The sequence below is a fragment of the Pseudomonas sp. LG1E9 genome (assembly GCF_003290225.1).
In the GTDB taxonomy this organism is placed as follows: domain Bacteria; phylum Pseudomonadota; class Gammaproteobacteria; order Pseudomonadales; family Pseudomonadaceae; genus Aquipseudomonas; species Aquipseudomonas cyclaminis.
Genome location: NZ_CP029983.1, coordinates 5,458,444 through 5,484,506, shown reverse-complemented (window position 1 = coordinate 5,484,506; position 26,063 = coordinate 5,458,444). Strand labels below are relative to the sequence as shown.

Sequence of the window (26,063 nt, the reverse complement as noted above, 5' to 3'; positions counted from 1 at the left end):
CACATCTGGATTTTTGTCGGGTCAGAAGAGTTTGGTAAACAGCCAGTAGAGGCTGCCTGAAAGCACAATCGCCGCCGGTAACGTCAACACCCACGCCATCGCCAAATTGCGGATAGTCCGCATCTGCAATCCACTGCCATTGGCCACCATGGTCCCCGCGACACCCGAGGACAGCACATGGGTTGTCGATACCGGCAAGCCATACATATCCGCCGCGCCGATGGTCAGCATGGCCACCGTTTCCGCCGCGGCACCCTGGGCATAGGTCATGTGGGTCTTGCCGATCTTCTCACCCACCGTCACCACGATGCGCTTCCAGCCCACCATAGTGCCCAGGCCAAGCGCGATGGCCACGGCGATCTTCACCCACAGCGGAATAAAACGCGTGGCGTTGTCTATCTGTTGCTTGAACAGTTGCAGCTTGTCTTGGGTGTCGGCGTCGAAGTTGCCGACCTTGCCTTTGTCCATCAGGCGAATGGTTTCGCTGGTCAGGTACATGTCATTACGCACGTTGCCGACGGCTTCGGCGGGGACTTTGGCCAGTGAGCCGTAGCCTTTGACTTCTTCACCGATATGCCCGGTGAGCGAGGCGAGGGCCGGTACCAGTTCCGGCGTGGCGTCCTTGGTGCGCACGTAGGTTGACAGGATCGGACGCGGGTCGCCCGGCAACGTCTGCGGCGCGGTTTTCAGCAGGGCGGCCTGGGTCACTTCGGCCACCGCCGCGAATTGCAACGATTGCTCTGCGGGCATGGTGCGGTTCAGCGCGTAGGCCATTGGCAATGTGCCGACCAGGATCAGCATGATCAGGCCCATGCCTTTCTGGCCATCGTTGGAACCATGGGCGAACGACACGCCGGTGCAGGTGGCGATCAGCATGCCGCGAATCCACCACGGCGGCGGGGTGTCCCCTTTGGGCGCTTTGTACAACGAGCGGTTTTTCACAAAGGCGCGCAGGGCCAGCAGCAACAAGGCCGCAAACGCGAAGCCTATCAGCGGCGACAGCAGCAATGCGTAGCCAATCTTGGTCGCCTGGGCCCAATCCACCCCGCTGGTGCCGTCACGCCCGTGCATCAAGGCATTCGCCACGCCGACGCCGATGATCGAACCGATCAGCGTATGGGAGGACGAGGCCGGCAAGCCCAGCCACCAGGTGCCGAGGTTCCACAGGATTGCAGCGATCAACAGCGCGAAGATCATGGCGAAACCCGCCGATGAACCCACTTGCAAAATCAGCTCTACCGGCAGCAACGCAATGATGCCAAACGCTACCGCGCCGCTGGAAAGCAGCACGCCGAGGAAATTGAAGAAGCCCGACCAGACCACCGCGAAATGCGGCGGCAGCGAGTGGGTGTAGATCACTGTCGCCACCGCGTTGGCGGTGTCGTGGAAACCATTGACGAACTCGAACCCCAGGGCGATCAACAACGCCACGCCCAGCAGCAGGAACGGCGTCCAGGTGGTGACCACCGTGCCCAGTTCGTGCATGTCCTGCATCAGGCTGTAGGCGGTGAACAACAGGCCCATGGCGAGCACGGCGAAGAAAATGATCACGGTGACCAGGCCGGGCTTCTTGTCCAGCCTGGGTTTGGGTTCGGTGTGTGAGGCGGTCAGGGAAGAAGTAGCCATGCAGGAGCATCCAGGTAATGAAGGATGCCGTTCATAGTCATTGCAGAATGTTACAGAGGTGCTGCCGCAGGTCAGTGTTTAGGTCATTGGATTTGCCACTGGTCTACTGACACTGCAGGTCAGAATGCGGGAGGGGCAAATCCCCTCCCACAATCACTGGCATTTCAATTTGAAAATTTTCGGAACGCCCAGCGCCCGGCAATCAAGGTAAACGTCGCCACCAATGCCACCAGTATCCAGAACCCCTCCGGGTCCTGGGAAAGTGGCACACCGCCCACGTTCATGCCAAAAAAACCGGCGATGATGTTGATCGGCAGCGCCAGCACCGTCACCACCGTCAGGGTGAACAGCGTGCGGCTGCTTTGCTCGTTGAGGTTGGCGGCGATCTCTTCCTGCAACAGTTTGATCCGTTCGCCCAGGGCCATCAGGTCGTTGATGATCAGCGCAAACTCCTCGGTGGATTTGCGCAACTCCTTCACGTCTTCTTTTTGCAGCCATTGTGGCGGGCGGTTGAGCAGGCGCAGCAATGAGCCCGGCTCCAGCGCCAGCAGGCGTTGCAGGCGCACCAACACCCGGCGCGCGGCACCGAGTTCGGCGCGGTTGGTGGACAGGCGCGAGGAGAGCAACTGGTCTTCGATATGGTCGACGCTGATGCTGGTCTTGCGCACGATCTGCGTCAGCACTTCGCCCTGATCGCGCAGTAAATGCACCAACAATTCCAGCGGCGAGCGAAAGTGTTCGCCGGCCTTCACCGACGAACGCAGCTTGTCCACCGAGTGCAGCGGTTGCAAACGTGCGCTGATCAACAGACGGCTGCGGGCGCACACCCACAGCGTGGAAATATCCGACGAGACCATGCTGCTGAAGTTGAACACCACATCGTTGACCACCGCCAGCAAGGCCGAGTCGACGTGTTCGATGCGCGTGGAGCGCGAGCCCTCGTGCAAGGCCTCGAAAAACTCTTCCGGCAGTTCCAAGTGCGCCTGCATCCAGCGTTCACAGGCGGCGTGGGCCAGGTTCAGGTGCAGCCACAAAAACTCGTCCGGGTCTTGCGGTTGCTTCAATGCCGCCAGGGCGGCGGCGGAATCAATCTGCTCGCCCTTGACGCCTGGGCGAAAACGAAAACCGTAAAGCAAGCCAAACAGATCGGAGTCCTGATGGCTGTGGTCGAGGCTGTGGTTCATGGAGGCTCGCAGAGAAAAGGCCTGTAGGACATTTCACAGGTCGCGTGGCGAATCATTACAGGGTTGTTTGACATTTTTATGACAGCTTTCTGTTTATTTCGCTTTGGTGACATTTTATTGACCGGCCATCGAAAACCCTTCAAGAAGCCTCTATTCCGGCCGATTCAGCGCATTAACAACCGTCAGGGATGAGCGGTGCCTTTGTCGACACGGCGGTCAAGGCGTGCATGCGCTACTTACTTGTATCGAGGCTTTCCCGATGAATGTTTTGCGAACCTCCTTGAGAGCACAAATTTTGTCGCTGCTCGGCGGCAGCTTGCTGGCGATATTGTTGATCGCCCTGGCCTGTTTCAACTTCCTCTCCAACGGGGTGCAGAGTTACCGCAGTTTGATTGACGGGCCGTTGCTCACTTCGCAACTGATCGACGAAGCCAACCTGCAGTTCAAGGTGCAGGTGCAGGAATGGAAAAACGTGCTGCTGCGCGGCAAACAGCCTCAGGATATGGAGAAGTACTGGGGCCAGTTCCAGGACCGCCAGCGTGATGTGCAAGGTATCCTCGCACGCTTGGTGGCCCAGACCAGCAGTGACGCGCCGTTGAGCCGACGCATCGAAACCCTGCGCCAGGAGCATCAGCAACTGGGCGTGGCCTATCAGAAAGGCCGCGATGCCTATGTGGCGGCGGGCGGGGATGCAACGGTCGGCGACATGGCAGTCAAAGGCGTGGACCGCGCCGCCAGTGAGCAAATGAGTGCCCTGGTCAGCGACCTGCGGGCCCAAGGCAGCCAGCAATCTCAGACCATCACTGCCTATGCCGAGCGCACCGTAATGGTGGGCCTGGCGATCATGTTGCTGTCCGGCGCGTTGATCGGCCTGTTCAGCCTGTGGTTGATCAACCGCAACCTGATCCTGCCGATCCGTGGCTTGATCGACTACGTGACCCAACTCAGCCACGGCCGCTTTGCTGAGCGCGTGGCCAGCCGCCGCCAGGACGAACTGGGCCATCTGGCCGCCGCCGCGAATACGTTGCGCGACTTCCTCGCCGAAACCTTCAGCCGCGTGCAGCGCAGCGCCACCGACCTGGTCAGCGCCAGCGGCGAGTTGAATGCAATCGCCGGACAGATGGCAACCGGCACCCAGGAACAATTCAACCGCACCGATCAAGTGGCCACGGCCATGACCGAAATGTCGGCCACCGCCCAGGAAGTGGCGCACCACGCCGCCAGCGCCTCACGTGCCGCCGACGAGGCGGATCATTCGGCCCGCGAAGGCGGCGAAGTGATGCAAGTGACCATTGCCACCATCGGCCAGATGCGCAATGAAATCCTCAATACCGGCACCATCATCCGCCGCCTGGAAACCGATAGCGTACGCATCGGCAAGGTGCTGGAAGTGATTCGCGGCATCGCCGAACAGACCAACTTGCTGGCGTTGAACGCGGCGATCGAGGCGGCACGCGCCGGCGAGGCGGGCCGGGGTTTTGCGGTGGTGGCCGATGAGGTACGCAGCCTGGCGCAACGCACGGCGGCGTCGATCATCGAGATCAACCAGATCATCCAGGCGGTGCAAACCGGCGCGGTGGATGCGGCCGAGGCGATTGTCAGCGGCCAGTCGTGCAGCGACGAGAGCGTGGAGAAAGTCACCCAGGCCGGTGCGATGCTTGCGCACATCACCCAGGCGGTGGAAGCGATTCGCGATATGAACCGTCAGATCGCGACGGCGGCAGAGGAGCAGACCTCGGTGGCCGAGGATATCTCGCGCAATATCACGCAGATCACCACGGTAGCCACGGCTAACCTCGACAACGTGCGACGTACTGAGGCGGCGAGTCAGAACTTGCGTGGCTTGTCCGCAGAGTTGAATGAAGTGACGGAGCGCTTGGGTGGCTGATCAGGCGGTCGGCAGGCTGAAGATAAAAACGGTGCCTTGCAGGGCGTGGGTGGTCACGCTCAGGTGACCGCCATGGGCATCGGCAATCTGCTTGACGATATACAACCCCAGGCCGAGCCCGGCTTGGGGCGCGTTTGAGGTGGGGCGTGAGTAAGGTTGAAACAGCCGGGGCAGGGCCTGGTCGTTGATCTGCCCAGCGTTCTTCACCGTCAGCTCGAACCGATCGTGCTCAACCTTTGCGCTGACTTCCACAGGGCCATCAGGGCTGCCGTGATGGAGCGCATTGGCAACCAGGTTAGAGAGCAATTGCGCCAACCGATCCCGGTCGCCTTTGACGCCCTGAAGATCGCCGATATCGGCCCGAACCTCGCGTTGCGTGTGCGCGCTTTGCACTTCTGAAACCACATGTAGCAACGCCGCCTGCAGATCCTGGCAGTCGGTGATGCTCAGCGGGATGCCGTTGCCCATTCGGCCCCGCGCAAAATCCAGCACGTCCTCGACCAATTGTGCAGCGCGGCGCCCGCTGGCGAGTATGTGACGTATGAGCGTGTCCGTGGCGGGGTGCGGGTGTTTGCGCAGCAGCCGCTCGGCGCTGAAATTGATCGCGAACAGCGGGTTGCGCAGGTCGTGCCCGAGCACGGCGATGAACTGCTCGCGCAGTTCGGCGGTGCCGCGTTCTTCCTGCAAGTCGGCTTCCGTTTGCTGCTGGTTTTCCTCGGCTTCGATCTGCAACGACAACACACGGGCGAAGGATTCCATGGTCGATTGGATCGTGCTGCTGCGCAATGGCGCCGGCTTGGGATCGAGTGCACAAATGGTGCCGAAAAAACGCCCGTCGGTGCGGAACACCGGCACCGAGATATAGCTTTCAAACTGGTAGAGACGCGGGGTGTGGTGGTCGTGGTAGATCGGGTCTTCGCTGGCCTTGTCGATCACTACGGGAATGTGGGAACCGCGAATCTCGTGGCAGATGGTCGTGGTGAGGTCCAGCTCGCCGCCGACGCCGAGGCCGAAGTCCAACTGGTCGAGCACGGCGCAGGCGGTCCAGGTGTCATCGGTCACCCGCGCAACAGCGGCAAAGCGCAGGCCAGTCATGTCGCTGATCACTTGGAGCATTGCGGGTACAGCACTGATTCGGCCGATGGTGGCAATGTCGGCGGCTTTTTGCTCCATGGCGTGATCTCGGTGTGCTGCGCAATGGCGTAATGCCCTGGCTGATGCTGGGAAGTCTAACGACCTGGAATTGAGTAGGGGAAATTTGATTCATCGCGGCCACGCTTTTCTTGGACATTGCCGACGAGCGCCCACAAAAAAACCGCGCCACCCGAAGGTGGCGCGGTTTTGGGGATTCAACTCAGGTGTCTTGTTTGTTTTCCAGTACAGCGCCGGTCTTGGCGTCGAGCTTGACTTCAAACCGCTTGCCAGCGGTATCAGTCAGGTCCACTTCGTAGACATATTCGTTGGCTGCACCGTGTTTGTTGTCCAGCTCAGTGTCGGTAATCGTTGCGCCAGGGTGAGTGGCTACGGCAGCGGCGTTGAGCTTGTCGAAAGACATCACTGCGCCGGATTTGACCAGGCCTTCAATCTGATCCGGACGAACATCTGCCTGGGCCAGGCCGGCAGTCAGGGTCAGGGCAGTGGCGGCGAACAAAGTGGTCAAGGTTTTCATGGTGTGTCCTTCTTGGGTGAGCTGTTTAAGTGGGTTCAGATTAATCGTCGCAACTTAATTCACCCTTAATTAGTTCAAGCAGTTGCGCAGTTCGTTCAATTCGAGCAACGCGGAAAATTTCATGCTGAGGGCTCACATGATGGGAGACTCGGATGAAGCAGTTAGTGAGCGGGATCTATGCGCCTGTGTTCTGGACAGGGTTTATCGGCTGGGCACTCGCGCAGCCAGACTGGCTGGTGCTGGTGTTTGCGACGGCGGTGGTAGTGTCATTTGCCATGGAGCAGTGGTTGCCCTACGAGCCGCAGTGGAATCGCAGCCTGGGTGATCGCTGGCGTGACAGCGTGCATGCCTGTGTCAATGAAGGCCTGAACGTCCTCGGCTTGCTGGTCCTGCCGGGGCTTACGGCGTTGCTGGCGTTCGACGGGATTTGGCCGCGTGGCTGGCCATTGTGGGAGCAATTGCTGCTGGCCATCGTCCTCGCCGATGCAGGCATCACCTTGATGCATTACGCCAGCCACCGCATAGCGCCGCTGTGGCGCTTGCATGCCGTGCACCACAGCGTGCAGCGGCTCTATGGGTTCAACGGGTTGATGAAGCATCCGTTGCACCAGATGCTGGAAGCCACGGCAGGCCTGCTGCCGTTGATCCTGCTGGGGATCCCGCTGGAGGTGGCGCAGTTGCTGGCCCTGGCCATCGGCATTCAATTGCTGTTGCAGCACTCCAATGTCGATATGCGCCTGGGACGGTTGCGCTGGGTGTTCGCCTGGGCGCCGGTGCATCGGTTTCATCATATGAAATACGGCCGTGCCGGCGACGTGAATTTCGGGCTGTTTTTCAACCTGTGGGATTGGCTGCTGGGCACCGCGTTTTATCGCGAGGGTTATCGCATGGGGCCTGGGGATTTGGGCATCGGCAGCCGGCCGGATTTTCCCGTGGCGTATGGGGCGCAACTGCGTGATCCATTTGTGCCGGTACGCGTGGGCAAGGAACCGCCGCTGCCCGACGATCTACGCTAGCAGTTGCACCTCCAGCTGACGTAACGACGCAGCGGCCGTCACGCCGAACAACTGCTTCATGGTCCGCGAAAAGTGCGCCGAATCGGCAAAGCCCGCAGCGTGGGCGGCCTCGGTCAGTGTGCTGCCGGCGAGGGCCCATTGCAGCGCGACACGTAATCGCCGCCACAGCACCAGGCGGCGTACGGGCAGCCCGAGTTGATCGGTGAACAGCCGCTCCAGCTGGCTCAATGACAGGTGCGCCACCTCGGCGAGTGCCTGGGCCGACACTTTGCCGGTGAGGCGCTGATCAAGCGCACTGAGGGCGCGTTCCAGGCGAGGGTCGACAAGCTGGCGCCTGGGGAGCTGCTGCACGGCTGTCAGGGACAAATCGCCAGCGCTCGACAGGTGCTGCAAGGCGGCGATCTCAAAGACTGCAGGTTCGGCATACAACACGCTCACTTCACCGTGTGTATCGAGAATGGCGTGGGTTTGTCGCGAAGGAATCAGCAGGCGATGGGCCGTGATGACTTGCCCCTCCAGGCTGACCGTGATGGGCTCGCCCAGGCACTGCATCAACTGATGGGCGTAGTGCGCATGGGGCGCGGTGCGCCCCAGCTCGCCGATGATCAGGCCGTAGTCAGGCCCCAACCACAGGCGGCCTGACCATTCGGGCTTCACTCAGTACTTATGGTCGTTGAGCAAATCCTGCACGCTGGACGAAGGCCAGCGCTTGTAGAACTTCAGCAGTTCGGCGGCGCGGTTAGTGAAGATGCCGTCGACGCCGGCGTTCATCACTTTCTCGAAATCCACCGGCTCATCCACGGTGTACACATGCACCAGCAGGCCTTTGTCGTGGGTCAGCTTGTTCATTTCGGGCTTCACCAGGTCCGAATAGCTCTGGTCGCCGTGGTCGGTCAGCTCGGCCGAAGGGCCAGTGCCGATGGCGCCGAGGCTCTTGGCTTCGTCGACCCACTTTTCGAACTCGGCGGCGTCTTTCGGCTCTTGCTTGGCGTAGTAGGCGGCCTTGGTCGGCTCGCCGGATTCGGCGAAGGTCTGCTTGGATTTCGGCTCGATGCTGCCTTCACCCACCCACAACAGCAGGATCTTCGGGGTGTTCGGCATTTCTTTCTGCAGCTCTTTGAGGCTGGCGGTCTCGAAGGTTTGCAGCACGACGCGGCCCTTGCCCTGGCCGACGCCGGTGTTGCTCTTGCCCAGTTTGGAGCCGGCGGAACTCAACCAGCCTTTATCCAGCAACTTGTTTTTCAGGTCGGCTTCGATGCCCGGGAACTGCTTGGGCTCCTTGGTTTCGATGTACAGGCCGGGTTTGTGCTGCGGGTTGCCTTCGGCGATCTTGATGATGTCGTCCAGGCTCAGGATCTTCAGGCCGACGAACCCTGGGCGCGCACGGTCCGGGTAAGCAGCGTTGAACCAACTGCCGGCGTCGAGGCTTTGCAGTTCTTTCCAAGTGAATTCGTTGGCCGGCGCGTCTTTGCGCTCAGGGAACTTGGTGGCCACGTCGGTGGTGCGCTGCAGGTTGTTGTCGTGCAGGGCGAACAGCACGCCGTCCTTGCTGCGCTGCAGGTCCAGTTCCAGGTAGTCGGCACCCAGGTCGCGTGCGACCTTGTAGGCAGCGGCGGTGGACTCCGGCGCGTCGTAGGAGGCGCCTCGGTGTGCGATCACGGCAGGGTAGGGAATGCCTTCGTTAGTTGCCAATTCAGCCGGGCTGATCGGGTCGGCAGCCTGCGCCTGGCCAAGGCCGAGCATCAGGGCCAGCAGCAGGGCGCTCTTGGTAAACGTGACAGGCATATGCGAAGTCCTTTCGTGGAGGTAGCTTTGAGAAGGCCTCCTTTTTAACAATTGATTGCGAAAGGCGCTATCACCAAACCGACATTAACGTGCGTACCCGTCAATTTTCTCGGTTGTTTTGCCAGGCATTGCAGTACTCTTGAACGCAGCCGCCCCGCTAGAGGGCAGTACTTTCCGCCACGCGTGTAAACCATCTTTCCAGTCCCTGTGGGACTTTTCAGTGAGGTTTACCATGCGCATCACTTCCGAGCTTATCTGCCAGGCCGCCGACCAACTCCACGGGTTTGTGGGCCTCAACCGCAAGACCGGCCAGTACATCGTACGTTTCAGCGAAGACTCTTTCGGCATGGACGTGGCCGATGACGGCATCATTCCTACCGCCGAATTTGTCTGGCTGCCTGCCCCCGAGCAGACCATGACCCTGTCCCGTGAACGCATCCAGTTGCTGTTGGACCAGAACATCGACGACCGCATCAATATCACTGAGCCGCTGCGGGTATATATGCGCCGGGTGGAGATTCCACAGATCAGTGCGTTGCGCAGTCTGGTGAGCTAGTTCGCTTCAAAACCGTAGGCCCGCTCCACCTTGCACACCCGTGTCTGAAACGCCGAGTACCAGGTGGCGCGGCCCTGCTCGCGCACGTCGCGGTGCTCGGCCTGCTGCTTCCACGCCAGGATCGCCGCTTCGCTGCTCCAGTACGACACCGTAATCCCCAGGCCATCTTCCCGCGCCGACTCCACGCCGAGAAAACCAGGTTGTTGCCGCGCCAGTTCCAGCATGCGTGTGGCGGCCTCGCCGTAGCCGTGATCGCCGTCGGTGCGCAGTGAGCTGAAAATGACCGCGTAGTAAGGCACCGCGGGAGTCTTGGCGATCATGCCGATTGCTCCTGGCAGGCCTTGAGCAGCGCGAGTGCCAAGGGTGGTGTGATGCCCTCGAGCGCTGCGCGTTCTGGCTGGAACAGGGTGGCGACGAAGAACGGATGGTCGAGCAATTCCACCGCACGCAGGTCGCCTGCGCTGTCGTGGCCGCTGGCGATCAGATCGCCCTCCAGCAACGCGCTGGCAAATTCGGGGTTCATCCCATAGCGGCAGCGATATCCTTCTTCAAGATCATGGGTGCCGTAGGCGTCGGCGATGCGCGTGTAAGGCACTAAACGTACGGTGTCGGTGGCTTCCACCAATGCGCAGGTCAAGGGTGTGATCACGGCGCGTTTTGCGTTGGGGACCATTTCGCCGTGTTCGGCGTCGACCCAGCCCAGCACGTTGCGGGCATATTCCAGCAGCGCATGTTGAAAACCACCGCAGGTGCCAAGGAAAGGGCGGCGCTGCTCGCGGGCAAAGCGGATGGCCCGCAGTGCGCCGTCGGTATCCCGGTAAGGGGTGGCCGGTACGCACCAGAAACCGTCGAAGTCGTGCAGGGGGGCGGGCAGGGTGTCGGTGTCGAGCCATTGCATATGAACCGTGAGGCCGAGAATGTCTGCCGCCCGTTGCAGAGCCACGGGGATCGCCTGGTGCGCGGTGACGTCCGGGTTGTAATCGCCAATCAAGGCGAGGCGTAGGGCGTTGGCTTTCATCGTGTGCGTTCCATGGCTTGTTGGGGGCTGAGGCGCACTATAGATTGGCGTCCACGCAATCAATATTGGCGTTTGCCCATATGCTTAATGCACCGACGCACTATTCAATGGATTACCCCGATCTCTCGCTGATCCTCGCCCTGGTGCGCGGCGGCTCTCTGGCGCGGGCGGCGGCGCTGCTGCGGGTGGATGTGTCCACCGTGTTCCGTGCGATACGGCGCCTGGAGGCGGCACTGGGCCAGACATTGTTTGAAAAGAGCCGCGCCGGTTACCTGCCCACCAGCCTGGCCAGCAACCTGGCACAGCAGGCAGAGCGCGCAGAGCTGGCTCTGGAAGCGGCGCGTATCGGAGTGGAGCAGGGCGGCGAAGTGATCAGCGGCACGGTGCGCCTGACCTGTACCGACTCAGTGCTGCAAGGCTTGCTGCTGCCGGCGTTGGCGCAGTTCATGCCGGACTACCCGGCGCTGATCCTGGAACTGAGCACCTCCAATGATTTTGCCAACCTCAGCCGCCGCGACGCGGATATCGCCCTACGCCTGACCAAGACACCGCCGGAGCATCTAGTAGGACGTTGCCTTGGCAGCGTGTCGTACCAAGTCTGTGCGAGCGCCGACTATGCCCGCCGCCATACAGGCCGTGAGCTGGCGGACCTGGCCTGGATCGCACCGGATGACTTCCTGCCCGACCACCCCACCGTCGCCTGGCGCCGCGAACACTTGCCGGGCGTGCGGCCCGGTTATCGCTGCAACAGCATGTTGTCGGTGACCGAACTGGTACGGGCGGGACTGGGTGTGGCCGCGTTGCCGGATTTTCTACTGGATGACGGACTGCAACCGCTGGGCCCTGCACTGGCAGGGCATGACACCGCGCTGTGGTTGCTCACGCGTCCCGATTGCCGCGCATTGCGCTCGGTGGTGACGTTATTCGATGAGTTGGGCCGGCATGTGCGACTGCCGAGTCGTTAGGTTTTTCGTACGAGCTGCTCATGCATTTCGCACGTCCGGCTTTCGAGCGAATGACCCAAGCCCTGCTTAGCGGCCGCCACGGTCATTGGCAAACGCACTCACCGCCTGTAACGCCTCGTTAGTGCCTTGGCGAATTTGCAGGATCACGGTGCCGGCGCGGTTGGCCAAGTCCACGCCTTGGGCTGCGCGGTCGCGGGTGCCGTCCATGCTATCGATGGCCTGGCGGGTTTCGTCCTGGATCATCGCGATCATGCTGGAAATTTCTGCTGTCGAACCACTGGTGCGCGCCGCCAGTTGCCGAACTTCATCGGCCACCACGGCAAACCCACGCCCTTGCTCACCTGCGCGCGCGGCCTCGATGGCTGCGTTGAGCGCCAGCAGGTTGGTCTGGTCGGCAATGCCACGAATGGTGTTGACGATGGTGGTGATCTGCTGCGAACGCTCACCCAGCCTGGCGATCAGTTGCGATGATCCGTCAATGTCGGCGGCTATTTCGCGCATGCCGCTGGCACTTTGCTGAATCACCTCGGCGCCTTTTTCCGCGATGTCCTGGGTGTTCAAGGAAATGTGATACGCCTGGGAAGCGCTCGCTGCATCGGCGGCATGTTGCTGCACCTTGGCGGTCACGTCCGAGGCGAATTTGACTACTTTGCACAAACGTCCGCTGGCGTCATACACCGGGTTGTAGTTGGCTTCCAGCCATACTGTCCGGCCGTTTTTATCGACGCGCTCGAATTCGCCGCTGAACAATTCGCCTTGGTTGAGGCGCTGCCAGAACTCGCTGTAGGCCGGGCTGCTGGCCAGCTCCTGTGTACAGAACAGACGATGATGCTTGCCCTGGATTTGCGCGAGGCTATAGCCCATGCGCTGCAGGAAGTTGGCGTTGGCGGTGATGATGGTGCCGTCGAGGTTGAACTCGATCACCGCCATGGCCCGACCGATCGCCGCCAATTTGGCGTTGGCCTCGCTCTCGGCTTGCAGACGCGGGGTCACGTCCATGGCGAACTTCACCACCTTGATCACCTGGCCTGCTTCATCCCGTACCGGGTTGTAGCTGGCTTCCAGCCACACCGATTCACCATTGCTCGCCTGGCGCTCGAATGTACCGGATTGAAATTGGCCATTGCGCAGGTTCGCCCACAGCTGTTGATACTCGGCGCTGCGGGCGAACGCTGGTGTGCAGAACATTCGATGGGGCTGCCCCATCACCTGCTCGGCGCGATAACCCATGGCTTTGAGGAAGTTGTCATTGGCCCGCAGCACATTGCCTTGCGGGTCGAATTCGATCACCGCCATGGACCGTTCGATGGCATCCAGCATGCTGGCCTGATGGGCCACAGTGTGTTGCAGGGTGTTGATGGTTTTTTTATGGGCGTTGAATAGCATGGTTGGGGCTCGGGCAGGCAGCATCGGGGGTTTTCCATGTATGGGCGCTTGCCCCGTTCGGCGCCTGGCCTACGGTTGACGTGCTCATTGTCGGCTTCCTGATGCCGACAGAGGGAGTTGGAACAAGGTGTTCAGAGTGATCAGCCTGACAAGAAGTTCGCCCCAAGGGCAGGACCTTTTTTGGGTAGGCGACAAATGGTGGCTCTGTGCTATCTCTGCGGGGGGTATCAGGCCGAATAAGCCACTCTTTCGTCGCTCATATTCACCCGGTTACGCCCGGTATCTTTCGCTGCATAAAGCGCCCGGTCCGCCGCGTTCAGCCACATGGCCGCGTCCTTGAAAGAGGGCTGGAAGTCCGCCAGGCCGATGCTCAGGCTCACGCGCAGCTCGGGGATGTTCGGGGCGCGATAGTTGCTGAACGTTTCGCGCATGCGTTCCATGACCCGTGCGGCTTCGTGCTGGGTCATTTGCGGAAGAATCACACAGAACTCATCGCCCCCGTAACGCCCAGCCAAGTCGTTTTCCCGCAGGTTGCGCCTTAATTCCAGGCTCAATTGGCGCAATACGGCATCGCCGACAATATGCCCATGGGTGTCGTTGATCTGTTTGAAATGATCGATATCGATCAGCGCGATCGTGGCGTGGGTGTGTTGTTGCTGGCACTTATGGAACTTGAGGTGCAGCAAGTCTTTCCAGGAGCCGTGATTGAGCAACCCCGTGAGGCTGTCGATACGGCTCAAGGCACTGAGGGCGCGCTTGTGGTCGGATAGTTTGATCGCCAATTGATAGCAGATCATGCCGATGGACATGGGGTAGAACGTCAGCATCGGCAGGCACGCGTAGACCTGAGCCAGGCTGACGCCGGGGTTGAAGTGCAGGCCAAACAGCAATACCGCGACCCCGGCACCCAGCAGTTGGGCCAGTGCGCCACGTATCAGCAGGCGTTTGCCGCCGGCGGCGACGTTGTTCATGGACACCATCGACAGCAACGTCACGGTGGTCAGGGGCGCGAACTGCAACGTCGCAGCCCAGAAACCACTGAATAAAGCGTCATACACTAAGTTGCGTCGTTCGGCGTCGTAGGGGACTTTGGCACGGGTTGCCAGTTGATACGCCAGGTGCGGCCAGACGAAACCATTGACCAGCAGCGCTGCCCAGATCCACCCAGGCGCAGTCATTGGATATAAGGCGGCGATCACACTGATGCTGCACAGGGCAGAGCCGATGATCCTGGGCCTGTAGATGCGCTTGGCAAACGAGAGACCCTTGCCTTGTCTGTTTTCCATAAAGTCCTGGGTGAGCTGCTTTTTATACCTATACGGCGGCGCCCGTTCACTGGATGAACCGTTGATCGGAAAAGGCTTATGAATATTGTCAGTTATTCCCGTGGGAATAATCAGTGGCCTTCCAGGCCATTTACGCAAAACAGAGGGCGAAAGCGTCAAAAACGACCATAAGTGTCGCTTAGGCAACAGGCATTACGGTGCAGGCATGGGCGTGACTTCGTAGCCAGCCAGGAACAGGTCAATGGCGGACTCGATCACACGGGCCTGGTTCTCGACATCCAGTGTCGGCTGGCCGAGGGTGATCTGCGGCCAGAACGCGAAGGCTTTGAGCAGGCTCTGGATCTGGTGCGCGGCAAACGCCGGGTCGGTACAGGAGAGGCGGCCGTCTTCCTGGGCGGCGCGTACCCACTGGGTGAAGCCTTCTTCGCGCTGGCTCAGGCGGGTGACCATGTCTTGCGCACGTTCCGGCGAATGGATGGTGGCGGCGATGGCGACTCGGGCGAGGTCAAGGAAGTTGGCGTCCGCCATCATCTTCATCTTTGCCTCCAGCAATCCGCGTAATTGCTCACGCAGCGGGCGGTCACTGGCGTAGCAGACATCGAGTTGGGCGACGCTGCTCGCCCAGAGCTGGTGAAGAATTTCGGCGAACAACTCTTCCTTGCTGGGAAAATGGTTGTACACCGTGCGCTTGGAAACCCCGGCGGTGGCGGCGATCTTGTCCATGCTGGTGACCTCGAAACCGTTATCGCGAAACTCAGCGATGGCCGCCGCCACGATGGCTTGGCGTTTGCGGTCAGTGAGGCGTTGAGGGGCAGTCATGGATGGCGCTCGGCTCTTGAAGGAAAATTACACTCGGTAGTTTACTTGCTCCCGGTTTTGTTGCAATCTTGAAACTACACTGTGCAGTGTAATTTATGCGCGGACCTAGGAGTCACTCTGCAATGGCCACCCACTCACCCCGTGTCGACCGCGCGCCTGCAGCGCTCAAGCCTGCCGAGCAGGGCAAGACGCATTTCAGCAACGAGGCCCCTGTACAACACGGCGGGCTTGGCAAAACGTTGCGTATCTTTTGGAACATGTTGTTTAACAAACCACGCACCACGCGGCCGGTGGGGGCGATCCCGGTACAACCGCTGACTCGCGAGCAACTGCTGGCGGCACCCGATCACAGCGTGTTTCGCCTGGGGCATTCCACCGTACTGCTGAAAATGCGCGGCAAGTTCTGGGTGACCGATCCGGTATTCGCCGAGCGTGCCTCGCCGTTCAGTTGGGCCGGCCCCAAGCGCTTCCATCAGCCGCCGATCAGTCTTGAAGCGCTGCCTGATCTGGAAGCGGTGATTCTTTCCCACAACCATTACGACCATCTTGACCGCAGGGCTGTCGTCCAATTGGCCGCCAAGACCCGTTACTTTCTCGCGCCGCTCGGCGTGGGTGACATTCTGGTCAAGTGGGGCGTCGACGCCAGCAAGGTTCGCCAGCTGGACTGGTGGCAAGGGGTCGAGGTTGAGGGCATCCGTTTTGTGGCAACGCCGGCGCAGCATTTTTCTGGGCGTGGCTTGTTTGATGCCAACCAGACCCTGTGGTGTTCATGGGTGATGATTGATGGCGCACGGCGGATCTTTTTCAGCGGCGACACCGGTTATTTCGATGGCTTCAAGCGCATCGGCGAGCAGTACGGCCCGTTCGATCTGACGTTGATGGAAACCGGTGCTTACAACGTTGACTGGCCCCACGTGCACATGCAACCGGAACAAACCCTGCAAGCGCATATCGACCTCAAAGGGCGCTGGCTGCTGCCGATCCACAACGGTACGTTCGACCTGGCGTTTCATGCCTGGCATGAACCGTTTGACCGCATCATGGCGCTGGCTTGGGAGCGCAATGTGTCGATTACTACGCCTGCCATGGGCCAGGCGTTCAGCTTGAATCAGCCTGAGCGTGGGTCTGCCTGGTGGCTGGAAGTAGAGACGCGAAAAGATTCACAAGAGCACCTTTTGAGCTGATGGAGGAGGTGTGGGAAAAAGGAGTTTTCAGGTTGTTTCAGGGCTGCGACACACGCCAGCGAAGGATGCGATGATCCCCGGAAATTGACGGTTCTGGGGGCGTTCTGATGGAAAGCAAATGTAGTAAAAATCCGCGAATGGCGGCGACTTGCCTGCTGGGGCAGCCGGTGGCTGCGCTTACGGATATGGCAGGTCGGGCGCCGGCCTGTTCCCCTCCGCCCGCCGATCAAACCCCTCCCCGCAGCATCGCTTTTGGTGGCGATCAACACCTTCAAGTCCATCCCAAGGATGGTGTTTTGATACCCGGCTATAACGTACCGGCACTCCCTATCAAACCCGTGCGCGACCCCGCGTTGACGCTGATTGCCTTGAGTGGCATCGAACCTGAGGGGCCGGTAATGGTAGAGGTGCCTCTGGTGCAGAACAACAGCACCTTTACCCCCGACAGCGCGCTGGCTGGTCGACGCGTTGGTTTTGCCGACCGGTATGGGCGCGGCGGTGAACATGAACCCATCAAGCACCGGGCACCGTTCACGCGAGCGTTGGCACTGTTACGACAGGCCGGGGTGCTGCTGCTGCCGGTGCCAGCACAACGGGTCGATGACTCGCTGCAATTCGACCTGCACACGCGCAATGAAATCGATGACCTTATGAATGAGTACCGGCTGGATGCGCTGGTGTCTGACAGTCAGAGTGCCGCGTTCCATGGGGCCTGCTGGAGCGGATACCCGAGGCTGGGTGAGCCATTGGGGGAGGGGACTACGTTGTGGTTCTACGGGGCGCGATGGTCGAAGGATTCGCTGGCTACCCTGGTGCAGGGCTATCGCAGTGTGCGTGGCCTGGCGGATGCACAGTAGGGGCTACCTGCGGTGATGAACAATCCTACGTGATGAGTTACCTGCGTCATGCAGGCTGGGCTGAGGGAAGTTTTTAGACTGGCGCAAGGGTCAACGGTGATCCTGCGTTATTTCAGATTCTTCCCTAGAGGTCGTTCATGTTTGGTATTGGTTATGGTGTGAGCAGGTTCGTAAACCACGCAGCCTCCTGGATGGTGCTTCAGTCGACAGATGTGGCTCCAAAACCGGTGCCGCCAGGAACGGAATACGCCAGTGTTCGCGAGCTCAGTGAACAAATGGCCCGGCCAGGTGGGCTGACCTCGCAAGACCTGGTCAGTTTTCTGCAAACGCGTATTCGAGAACGCGATCCTGCATTAAACGCGATCATCGAACTCAACCCCCAAGCGCTGGAGATTGCTCGCGAACTGGACCTTGAACGCGCCAACGGCAAGGTGCGGGGACCACTGCACGGCATTCCGGTGCTCCTCAAGGACAATATCGAGACGGGCGACACCCAGCAAACCAGTGCAGGCGCCTATGGATTGGTGGGCGCCGCTGCGACTAAGGATGCGTTTATCGTCGAGCGCCTGCGTGAGCAAGGCGCAGTTATCCTGGGTAAAACCAACCTGACTGAACTGGCCGGCTTTCGCGGCTGCCCCGATGGTTTCAGCCAGCGGGGCGGGCAAACGTTCAATCCTCATCAGGCGGATGCAGAGGTCGGTGGGTCAAGCTCAGGCTCGGCTGTCGCGGTCGCCGCGGGCTTTGCACCCTTGGCCGTTGGGACTGAAACCAATGGTTCGATCATCGTACCGGCGGCGTTTAACGGCGTGGTCGGTTTGAAACCCAGCGTGGGCTTGTTGAGCCGCAGCGGCATCATTCCGGCCAGCCATCGACAGGATACGCCGGGGCCCATGACGCGCTCGGTATTTGATGCTGCGCTGATGCTCAACGTCATGTCAGGCAACGACCCTCAGGATGCCCAGAACGCGAATGCCCCAACAGCAATTGACTACACGGCGCTGCTAAAGCCTGGCGCCTTGAAGGATAAGCGCATCGGTTTTCCCTCGACCTTTTCCGCGAATGGTGAAAGCTCGGCGGTGGACGATAGCCCACAGTTCAAGAAAACCCTCGAAGTACTTCGCGCACAAGGTGCCGTACTGGTACCGGTGAACTTGCGGATAGCGGACTCCACAGGTTATGACGAGTTGCTGCTCGCCGATGTAAAGGATGAACTGAATGAATACCTGGAAAAGCGCAATGGGTTGCCGGTCAAGTCAGTGTCCGAGTTGATCCAGTTCAATGAGCAGCGTGATGGCACCGAGACTGACCACCAGCCTGTACTCAGGGATATCGATGCGTCCACCTTGACGGCCGAGGAACGCAAGCCTCTATGGGATGCCCTTATCCAGGGTTTTCGAAGCACCGTGGATGAGTTGATTGACGGGCAAAAGCTCGACGCCATGGTGTCGGACTTCGAAACGAACAGCTACTTTGCGGTTGCCGTCGCCGGCTATCCAGGGATTTCGGTCCCTTCCGGCAAGGATGAGCGGGGCGCGCCAACCAGTGCGTACTTCTTTGGGGCCCGCTGGACCGAACCCACGCTGCTGGCCGTGGCCCATGGTTACGAAGAGGCCGCGAAAGAACATCCCAAGGTCGGACGCTAAGTCTCGGTATTGGCTTGCCCGACCCTATGCACCATTGGGTTGGGCAGTGGCCGAGTCGATTGATACGCTAGTTGAACTCATCAACCGAGACATGATGCCCCGTGCCATGGGTTCAGCTGGAGCGGTGTCAAAGCGGCGCGCACTCATTCCCCACCCCGGCGCAAACCCCGGGAAAAACACCAGCCCTTCCGCTTCCAACCGAAACGCCAGGATCAAACGGGTTTCATCATCCACCTCGCCCTGGCTTTCAAGCTGTTGAACCAACTCCACAGCCACGCCCGCGTGACGGGCCAGGTCTTGCCTGCTCCAGCCCAGCATCGCGCGGGCCTGTGCACTGTGCTTGGCGGTGAATTGGTGCAGGACGATCTGCTGTTCTACGAAAGAGCTCATTGCCAGGGAGGACATGGGGTTTCTCCAGGGTTCGACGGGGGAGGACAAACTATACTGTGTTTTTGTACAGTTGTTTTGACCGCTCATCAACTGGATTTTTTTGCTGTCCTCTGTGCGGGCTTTTACCCAGCGCTGGACTGAGGGGGTTTTGAACATCGCATTGAAGCGGCGCTCACACTGAAGTACTGATGCCTTCAGAGTCCCGGCGCCTCTCGAATAATCAGGTGATCCAGGTTCTCGATATTCGCGCTGAACACCCCGAACGTCTGCTCGGGGTTCTTCTTGCTGGGCACGTGTTTCAGCTCCGGCGTCACCCCGTAGAAAAAGCAATACAGCGCCCGCTCACTGTCCACTGCCGCCTTGATCTGCTCCAGGAACGCCGTGCGCTTGCGGTAGTTTTCGATAAGTTTTTTGCTCAGGTAGACATTGACCGAGTAGGGCTTCTTGTCGAGCCATACCTTCTTCTCGAAGTCGATGCGAAAGCTGCTGGTGTAATCCTTGATCGCCTTGATCTTGCCCCAGTAGATCAGACCCTTGTTGTCTTGCAGGTATTCGATCTTCTTGAAAAACGTCCAGTAGGTCGCGGTGTGCTCGCCGATTTTCAGCGGCATGCGCTTGAGCGTGTCTTTGTCGTCGATATTGGACACAAAGCATTCCACCGGGTGGGCGAATACGCTGGTTTTATCCGGGGTGGTGTCGCTACTGCTGGCAGATGGGCCGGCGAGGTTTGAGGGAGTTTTCGCCGGCTCCTGTGGGATCTGCGTCTCGGCACCGGCCACCGGCGTGCTGCGCGGGTACGTCCGTCGAGTCAGTAAAAATTCCGACGGGAAATGGTCCTCGCGCTCGTCATCGGTTTCATCGGTAGCGCCCTTGTGCGTGCTGGCGTAGCGGCACCCTTCGATATGCCGGGTGCTGGTCTTGTTCTTGAAATGCGGCGTGCGCACGTAGTTGACGTTTTTTGCATTGAACGTGCTCAACGCACTGCCCGTATCGAACGCCCCTCGGCACGCATCGTTGGGGCAGAGGAAACTGTCCTTGTCGGAGTCGTAGGCAGCGGTCTCGTCGAAATTCAGGTCTCGTACGTCGTAGATCGACAGCTTGTCATCTAGACTCAGGCTGTAGGCCGTGTCGAATTTCATGGGGCTCGGGTCCGTGAGAAGTTTCGCTATTAATAGCGGTATCCCATGTAAATATCAGCAAGAACCTGCACCCCGCCGCCCACTCAGAAACATAAGGTGCCACCCACCGCCGTCAATGCACCCAACGCATAGAACATGCTCGTGGGCGCTGCATTGATCAGCAAGCAACCACTAATCACCGGACTCATCGCCCCGCCAAACGCCGCCAGGTTCTGGGCGCCGTAGTAACTGCCGCGCAGCCAGATCGTAAAAGCCTTTGCGACGGCGTTGGGCGTAGAGCTCAAAGCCTCTGTTTGATCAACCTGTGGTGAGCGGGCTTGCCCCGCGCTGGGCTGCGTAGCAGTCCCAATAAAAACGCCGCATGCTGTCAGACAGAATGCGGCGTTTGGTTTTAGGGCCGGTACGCGCCCCAGCGCGGGCAAGCCCGCTCACCACAATGGTCAGCGCAGCACTTTCGCCCGCTTCTTCTTCGCATGAAAATGCCGAAAATGCGCATCCTGCGCCGCCGCCAGCAACTCCCGATCCCCACGCGTATCGCCCCAGGCCCGCAGCCGATACTCGCCCAGGTCGCCATACACCGCTTCAAGCCGCAACACCTTGTTCTCACACCGGCAATTATTCCCGGTGAGCTTGCCGGTCAACACACCGTCGACCACCTCAAGCTCAGTGCCAATCAACTTGATACCCAGCCGATCCGCAAACGGCTGCAACACCAATGCCGGCGACGCCGAACACAGCGTCACCACGGCGCCCGAGCCCAACTCCTGCTCCACCGACAACACCCCCGTCGGGCGCATCAACCGCGCCCAATTGCGCTGGCAATACTCCTCGGCCTTCTGCTGCACCCACGTCTTCTCCACCCCAGTCATAAAGGTGCGGATCAACTGAGCCTTCAACTCATCCCGGCTGATCTGCCGCACCAAAAAGCGCAGCCCAGGCACGGCGAGCTTGACCATCCGGCCATAAAACTCGCCGGGGCCAAAGGCAAACTTGAGGAAGGGCACGAAACTGTCGTGGTGGGTGAGGGTGCCGTCGAAGTCAAAGACGGAGAGTACTTTGGCGTCGATGGGGCCGGCTTCGAGCATGTCTGGGTTCACGGGTGGTCCTTGATCGTTTGGAGCGGTTCTCATAACTGTGTGACTGGTACCCACTGCATGGGTTCAGGCTGATAACGGTTATGCGATTCAGATCTGCCAGAGAGTGTGATGTTGTGCTTTTACTGGCAATGATCAAGGGAGTTTACCCGGTCGGGCATAGGAATAAACGTCTGAAGGTATCCGGCATTGTTACAGCGCGGACCAGGAAGATCGTGTTGGTTGTCCGTCCGAACACCAGCCCGGACGGAATCCCCTTCAAGATTCAGCGTGTCGAATGACTCGCAGACTGGAAATACTCAGCTACTTTTTGCAACCAGGTCTTACTCGGCGGAACTCGTCGACGAGTCCTGTTAAGCAACAGATACGGCATATCTCGCAACCGAATCCAGCCTTCATCCTGCCAATGCAGCAGGCTCAGCGACATCTCCGGCCAATCCAGCAAGCTAAGCATTGGGCGGTCTTTGGACCGAGGTTGATACTTGTCGCGCAAAGTCGGCACCACCTGATGGGTCAGCCATTCACGCAGCAGGCGATGCCCGGGTGAGTAGTGATATACCAGCAATGCATACACACCGGATTCGCTGATCATCAGCATGTTTTCAGGCTGCCCGTGATAGCAGATTTCCAGCGTTTGCCGCTGATCCTCATCGAGCTTGCTGACCATTCGTTCATCCAAGTACAGCCCCGTCAGACGACCAAGGTCGCGAGCACAGAGCCATGGCTGATTCTCCAGCAGCAGTGCATGCAGTTGCAGGTTCTGGCGGGTAAAGACAGTAGGTTCATGCATGGCACACCTCCGAGCCGGAGCGTGTTTGAGAAATAGTGCAGGTGCTGCGAATGACCTTCGCAGGGGATGCAAAGTATCCAGGCATTTCCGTTACCTCTGGTTGCTTTCTTAGGGCATGCGTTATGGGTGTCGGGAGCTAAGAAACCCACCAGAGACGGGCCGGACATATTCCCCTTTCGGGTCTTGTATTCGCCCACTCCCGACATAACGGGGATTTTTTCACACACGTAGAGAAACCGCTGGCGAAAAAAAGCCGCATGGCTGTCGGGTGCGGAGGACCGCTCTGGTTTGTAGAGTTTCTTAGGCTCATGAGGAGCCTAATCTGTCTCAAAATTGCGGTCAAGCACGGTAAATTTTGAGGAGGACGGGCGTGTTAAATCACGGCATTTTGCTATGGTGGCACTTCATGTACATTATGCAGCAGAGACTCAAAGCATCGTCTATAGGTCTACCGAGTGATTTGGTGGGTTTATACAACTTAAGGACTGAAAATGGCGAAGTTAAGGCCCAGAGCAAGGATTGTAAGGACAATTGGAGACCAGTTAATAAGCGGACCGGAGGCTGCCCTCATAGAACTGGTGAAAAACGCTTTTGACGCAGATTCGCCATCAGTGAGCATCACTATTAAGCCACCGTCACACGGCGACTGGAGTGCCGGAGAAGGTGCAATAATCGTCGAGGATTGCGGTCATGGAATGAGTGCTACTGAGTTGCTTGAAAAGTGGTTTGAGCCCGCTACGAGCGATAAGGTATCTAGGCGTCACAGCCCAACAAAAAAAAGAAATATGTTGGGGGCAAAAGGTGTAGGTCGTTTCGCTACAGCTCGGCTTGGGAATAAGCTACACCTCAAAACAATCAGCGTTGTTAAAGGGGGGGCTCTAGAAGTAAGTGAAATTGTCGTTGATTGGAACTTGTTTGAGCAGACACTCTATCTAGATCAAGTAGATATTGAGGTTCTCACGAGAAGCGGTAAAAGTACAGAGCGACCTGGAGTGACATTAAATATTCAAGGTCTGAGAGATCAGTGGACTAAAAAACAACTTGAGTTACTTGTTCGAGAGTTGCGTCGTCTTGCATCACCTGTAGAGGCGAGAGAGGATGATTTTAAGATTTATCTAAATATTAGTGGCTTTAAAAAAGACATTCATGGATTTGATGGGCAATCTATAATTGCAGGCGCTCTTGAGGGAATCGCGGAGGACGAAGACGACTTTAATCCCGAAGAAATAAAACCGTTTGCTATAAACAAGATCTTTCACTATATGGTTGAAGGAACTTTTGATTTTCAAGGTCAGTTTATTGGAAGTTTTATTAATCAGCGGGGTGATGGGAGGCGACAGGAGCTTATTGTTTCGGCCACTCAACTTTCATCGGATGAAGAGTTCTGCGGGAAGGTTTCGTTAAAGTTAAATATCTATGATAGGGAGGGAGCCGCGGTTGTTGAGTTGTTTGAAAAGTTAGGGCTAGGGAGTATTGGAAGGCTTGAAGCAAAAAAAGTACTTGATGAGAATATCGGTATAGGTATTTACCGAGGGGGATTCAGAATACGGCCTTACGGCGATGCTGAAACTGATTGGCTAGAGCTAGAGCGAATGAGAGTTCAGAATCCGTCTAGAAAAATCGGCCTAAATCAGGTGTGGGGGTTGGTGGAAATTGAAGACGAGAAAGACTCGGGACTAATCGAGAGAAGTAGCCGAGAGGGGCTGGAACACAATGGCTCATTTGTTCGTTTAAAACGAATGGTATCTGAGGTATTGACTCATGTTGAGACGATCAGACAAGATTTTAGACAAGCTGCGGGTTTAAGTAGAAAATCAGCTACTGATACAGACGTAGTCAGAAGTAAAGCTAATCTCAGTGCGATAACGAGAGCAGCCGCTAACTTACCAACTCAGTATCGAAATAAGATGGAGCGAGCGATAAAAGCAGATAGCCTCGCACTTAAAACGTCAATTGCGGAGCTGGAAACTTATCAACAGGCCCTATCATCGCGTTCGACGCTCGGTTTGGTTGTCGCGCAGATATTGCATGACGGAAGAAGGTTTCTGTCAGATATTGCCACTCGATCTAAGCGGCTATCAGACGGGGCGCCTAGATTAGAAGAGAACTCTAAATTTGGAGAGCATTTTCGAACTATATTTAGTAAGGAAGCTTTCTCGATTCATCATTCTTCGGGTCAGCTCAGTAAATTATTTAAGTCTTTGGATCCTATTTCCGGGAAGCGCCGAGGAAAGAGTCAGGTATTCAAAATAAGAGATGTACTAGATCGGTGTTTGGCGCTGTTTAATGACAGTATTTCGGATGTTGGAATAATTTTAGACCTTCCGGAAAGTGACGTAGAGTGCTTTGTTACGGGATATGAGTCAGATCTGATGGCGGCACTGATTAATATTATTGACAATGCCGTTCATTGGTTAGGGGTTAGTAATAATCACCCGAGGATATTAATGTTCCAAGTAACATCATCAAAGAAATATGTGAGAATCACTGTTTCTAATAATGGTCCTATTATAGCTGAGCGGTTTTATGGGAATCTTTTTAATCCGGGGTTTTCTCTGAAGTCAGAAGGTTCAGGAATTGGGTTGGCTATTGCTAGGGAAGCTATGAGAACAAGCAAGGGAGATGTCGCTTTTGATTCTTTAGCGGATCAAACGACTTTCGTAATTGAAATGCAGAGGGCGCCAACATAATGAATTCCGTAGTTATCTCATTAAAAATACTAATTGTAGAAGATGAAGATTCAAAGCTTGTGGAGTGGCAAGATGCTATTGATTCACATAATGCTGATGCGGAAAATAAGGGGTATACGCTTGATTATAAAGTGGCTAAGTCAATCACTGACGCAGAAAAAATATTGGAGTTATTCCGATTTGATGCGGCAGTTGTAGATTTACGTTTACAAAAAGAGGTTGGGGTCGCTGATAATAATACGGATGGCAATAAATTAGTTCACTACATTATCAAAGCACAGCCCATGGGCGTTGCTGTCTACACGGGGCAACGTGGTGATGCTGATGTCGCAAATTATGGAAGTCCTCAAGTTGAGGTAATGGACAAAGGAGATGGGTTCGAGCAGGTTTTTATTTGGCTTGAGAAAAATAAAGATATTTTTTTGAAATTGCGGGGTGTTAAAGCTATATACAATCGCGAAACTGCGAGGATATTTTATAAATCCATTTGGCCTCGCTGGCAACATTGGAATTTAGATCTTACTCAAGATTTGACTGAGGTAGTCGCTAGGCACATCATTGCTCATGTACATGATGCCCTTTTAGTTGCCGGTGGCGATTCTACTCATCCGGAGGAGTCCTATTTTGTACCTCCTATGAAAGAACGACTTGATACCGGAGATTTGATTAATTTTAATGATCGAAGATGGATTGTTGTATCTCCACGTTGCGATTTAGCTAATCAAGGGAAAGTTAAAACCATTCTTTTGGCAGCATGTGAAGATATTTCGGAAGTTTGGGATCCGTTGTTTATATCTACTTCAAAGGGTTCTAAGGAGAGAGTTAAGAAGCTAATTCAACACGATGGATCACTTAAGCAGCATTTTCTTTTGCCTATGCGAGACGGGATATCAGGATCCAAGGGGCCTTGGATGGTTCAGTTTGACGACATCTGCGCGCTCTCCGCCGACCAAGCGTTAAATAACGTTGTAAATCTCCGATTCGCTTCACTTTCACCAATGTTCGTGCCATCTCTTGTTGAACGATTTGGCGCATATTTTAGTAGAATTGGCACACCGGGTTTTTCAAGTGAGTAGTT

Annotated in this window: 23 protein-coding genes and 3 pseudogenes; 9 read left to right on the top strand and 17 right to left on the bottom strand. The window is 57.4% G+C overall.

Going from position 1 to position 26,063, the window contains the following annotated elements:
- Positions 1 to 21: 21 nt before the first annotated feature.
- Together DNK50_RS25105 and DNK50_RS25100 are read right to left on the bottom strand one after the other, a co-directional pair.
- Complete coding sequence (locus DNK50_RS25105; RefSeq protein WP_112196545.1) at positions 22 to 1,626, bottom strand: inorganic phosphate transporter; 1,605 nt, start codon at positions 1,624 to 1,626, stop codon at positions 22 to 24.
- A gap of 164 nt (positions 1,627 to 1,790) precedes the next feature.
- Complete coding sequence (locus DNK50_RS25100; protein WP_099585404.1) at positions 1,791 to 2,810, bottom strand: transporter; 1,020 nt, start codon at positions 2,808 to 2,810, stop codon at positions 1,791 to 1,793.
- Between the two features lie 259 nt (positions 2,811 to 3,069).
- On the opposite strand from DNK50_RS25100, the gene DNK50_RS25095 reads away from it, so the two are divergent.
- Positions 3,070 to 4,698, top strand: coding sequence for a methyl-accepting chemotaxis protein (locus DNK50_RS25095; RefSeq protein ID WP_112196544.1), 1,629 nt, complete (start codon positions 3,070 to 3,072; stop codon positions 4,696 to 4,698).
- On the opposite strand, the gene DNK50_RS25090 is transcribed toward DNK50_RS25095, so the two are convergent.
- Together DNK50_RS25090 and DNK50_RS25085 are read right to left on the bottom strand one after the other, a co-directional pair.
- The gene (locus DNK50_RS25090; protein WP_112196543.1) at positions 4,699 to 5,871 is read right to left on the bottom strand and encodes a GAF domain-containing sensor histidine kinase; all 1,173 of its coding nucleotides are present in this window, start codon (positions 5,869 to 5,871) and stop codon (positions 4,699 to 4,701) included.
- Between the two features lie 181 nt (positions 5,872 to 6,052).
- Positions 6,053 to 6,367 (bottom strand): PepSY domain-containing protein, encoded by a 315-nt coding sequence (locus DNK50_RS25085; RefSeq protein WP_112196542.1) that lies wholly within the window; start codon positions 6,365 to 6,367, stop codon positions 6,053 to 6,055.
- 152 nt (positions 6,368 to 6,519) lie between these two features.
- Between DNK50_RS25085 and DNK50_RS25080 the strand changes: the two genes are divergently transcribed.
- Positions 6,520 to 7,383 (top strand): sterol desaturase family protein, encoded by an 864-nt coding sequence (locus tag DNK50_RS25080; protein ID WP_112196541.1) that lies wholly within the window; start codon positions 6,520 to 6,522, stop codon positions 7,381 to 7,383.
- Here DNK50_RS25080 and DNK50_RS25075 read toward each other — a convergent pair.
- Positions 7,375 to 8,040 carry a helix-turn-helix domain-containing protein gene (locus tag DNK50_RS25075; protein WP_099585399.1) on the bottom strand — a complete coding sequence of 222 codons (666 nt, stop codon included), beginning with the start codon at positions 8,038 to 8,040 and terminating at the stop codon, positions 7,375 to 7,377. The genes DNK50_RS25080 and DNK50_RS25075 overlap by 9 nt on opposite strands.
- A complete protein-coding gene (locus DNK50_RS25070; protein ID WP_112196540.1) occupies positions 8,041 to 9,168 on the bottom strand; it encodes a glycerophosphodiester phosphodiesterase in 1,128 nt (375 codons plus the stop codon). It lies immediately after the preceding gene.
- A 232-nt stretch (positions 9,169 to 9,400) separates the two neighbouring features.
- Between DNK50_RS25070 and DNK50_RS25065 the strand changes: the two genes are divergently transcribed.
- Positions 9,401 to 9,724 (top strand): DUF2025 family protein, encoded by a 324-nt coding sequence (locus tag DNK50_RS25065; RefSeq protein ID WP_032891062.1) that lies wholly within the window; start codon positions 9,401 to 9,403, stop codon positions 9,722 to 9,724.
- Here the strand turns inward: DNK50_RS25065 and DNK50_RS25060 are convergent.
- Positions 9,721 to 10,044, bottom strand: a complete 324-nt coding sequence (locus DNK50_RS25060) for an antibiotic biosynthesis monooxygenase (protein ID WP_099585397.1) — start codon at positions 10,042 to 10,044, stop codon at positions 9,721 to 9,723. The two genes, DNK50_RS25065 and DNK50_RS25060, sit on opposite strands and share 4 nt — an antisense overlap.
- On the bottom strand, positions 10,041 to 10,742 hold the full coding sequence (locus DNK50_RS25055; RefSeq protein ID WP_112196539.1) for a CTP synthase: 702 nt from the start codon (positions 10,740 to 10,742) through the stop codon (positions 10,041 to 10,043). The genes DNK50_RS25060 and DNK50_RS25055 overlap by 4 nt, the downstream gene beginning before the upstream one ends.
- A gap of 80 nt (positions 10,743 to 10,822) precedes the next feature.
- Between DNK50_RS25055 and DNK50_RS25050 the strand changes: the two genes are divergently transcribed.
- Positions 10,823 to 11,707, top strand: coding sequence for a LysR family transcriptional regulator (locus DNK50_RS25050; protein ID WP_112196538.1), 885 nt, complete (start codon positions 10,823 to 10,825; stop codon positions 11,705 to 11,707).
- A 66-nt stretch (positions 11,708 to 11,773) separates the two neighbouring features.
- Here the strand turns inward: DNK50_RS25050 and DNK50_RS29655 are convergent.
- The 4 genes and pseudogenes from DNK50_RS29655 to DNK50_RS25035 all read right to left on the bottom strand — a co-directional run.
- Positions 11,774 to 12,211, bottom strand: a pseudogene (locus DNK50_RS29655) (methyl-accepting chemotaxis protein); the annotation flags it as partial.
- A 159-nt stretch (positions 12,212 to 12,370) separates the two neighbouring features.
- Positions 12,371 to 13,003, bottom strand: a pseudogene (locus DNK50_RS29650) (PAS domain-containing protein); the annotation flags it as partial.
- Positions 13,004 to 13,320: 317 nt separating this feature from the next.
- Positions 13,321 to 14,379: a diguanylate cyclase gene (locus DNK50_RS25040; RefSeq protein WP_112196537.1), complete on the bottom strand. Its 1,059-nt coding sequence runs from the start codon at positions 14,377 to 14,379 to the stop codon at positions 13,321 to 13,323.
- A 192-nt stretch (positions 14,380 to 14,571) separates the two neighbouring features.
- The gene (locus DNK50_RS25035) at positions 14,572 to 15,198 is read right to left on the bottom strand and encodes a TetR/AcrR family transcriptional regulator (protein ID WP_112196536.1); all 627 of its coding nucleotides are present in this window, start codon (positions 15,196 to 15,198) and stop codon (positions 14,572 to 14,574) included.
- A gap of 122 nt (positions 15,199 to 15,320) precedes the next feature.
- Here DNK50_RS25035 and DNK50_RS25030 point away from each other — a divergent pair, with 122 nt between their 5' ends.
- The 3 genes from DNK50_RS25030 (at position 15,321) to DNK50_RS25020 (ending at position 18,882) form a co-directional block, all read left to right on the top strand.
- A complete protein-coding gene (locus DNK50_RS25030) occupies positions 15,321 to 16,382 on the top strand; it encodes an MBL fold metallo-hydrolase (protein ID WP_112196535.1) in 1,062 nt (353 codons plus the stop codon).
- Positions 16,383 to 16,678: 296 nt separating this feature from the next.
- Positions 16,679 to 17,239 (top strand): hypothetical protein, encoded by a 561-nt coding sequence (locus DNK50_RS25025; protein WP_244653921.1) that lies wholly within the window; start codon positions 16,679 to 16,681, stop codon positions 17,237 to 17,239.
- A 137-nt stretch (positions 17,240 to 17,376) separates the two neighbouring features.
- A complete protein-coding gene (locus DNK50_RS25020) occupies positions 17,377 to 18,882 on the top strand; it encodes an amidase family protein (protein ID WP_112196534.1) in 1,506 nt (501 codons plus the stop codon).
- Positions 18,883 to 18,906: 24 nt separating this feature from the next.
- On the opposite strand, the gene DNK50_RS25015 is transcribed toward DNK50_RS25020, so the two are convergent.
- The 5 genes and pseudogenes from DNK50_RS25015 to DNK50_RS24995 all read right to left on the bottom strand — a co-directional run bounded on the left by DNK50_RS25015 (position 18,907) and on the right by DNK50_RS24995 (position 22,295).
- Positions 18,907 to 19,287, bottom strand: a complete 381-nt coding sequence (locus tag DNK50_RS25015) for a transcriptional regulator (protein ID WP_099585390.1) — start codon at positions 19,285 to 19,287, stop codon at positions 18,907 to 18,909.
- 179 nt (positions 19,288 to 19,466) lie between these two features.
- Complete coding sequence (locus DNK50_RS25010) at positions 19,467 to 20,411, bottom strand: hypothetical protein (RefSeq protein ID WP_112196533.1); 945 nt, start codon at positions 20,409 to 20,411, stop codon at positions 19,467 to 19,469.
- Between the two features lie 54 nt (positions 20,412 to 20,465).
- Positions 20,466 to 20,650, bottom strand: a pseudogene (locus DNK50_RS25005) (MFS transporter); the annotation flags it as partial.
- A gap of 201 nt (positions 20,651 to 20,851) precedes the next feature.
- Positions 20,852 to 21,496, bottom strand: a complete 645-nt coding sequence (locus DNK50_RS25000; protein ID WP_112196532.1) for an HAD-IB family hydrolase — start codon at positions 21,494 to 21,496, stop codon at positions 20,852 to 20,854.
- Between the two features lie 274 nt (positions 21,497 to 21,770).
- A complete protein-coding gene (locus DNK50_RS24995) occupies positions 21,771 to 22,295 on the bottom strand; it encodes a Bro-N domain-containing protein (protein WP_112196531.1) in 525 nt (174 codons plus the stop codon).
- A gap of 491 nt (positions 22,296 to 22,786) precedes the next feature.
- Between DNK50_RS24995 and DNK50_RS24990 the strand changes: the two genes are divergently transcribed.
- Entirely contained in the window at positions 22,787 to 24,985 is a 2,199-nt protein-coding gene (locus DNK50_RS24990) for a sensor histidine kinase (protein ID WP_112196530.1), read from the top strand.
- Complete coding sequence (locus tag DNK50_RS24985; protein WP_112196529.1) at positions 24,985 to 26,061, top strand: histidine kinase; 1,077 nt, start codon at positions 24,985 to 24,987, stop codon at positions 26,059 to 26,061. Before DNK50_RS24990 ends, DNK50_RS24985 begins: the two co-directional genes overlap by 1 nt.
- Positions 26,062 to 26,063: the final 2 nt, after the last annotated feature.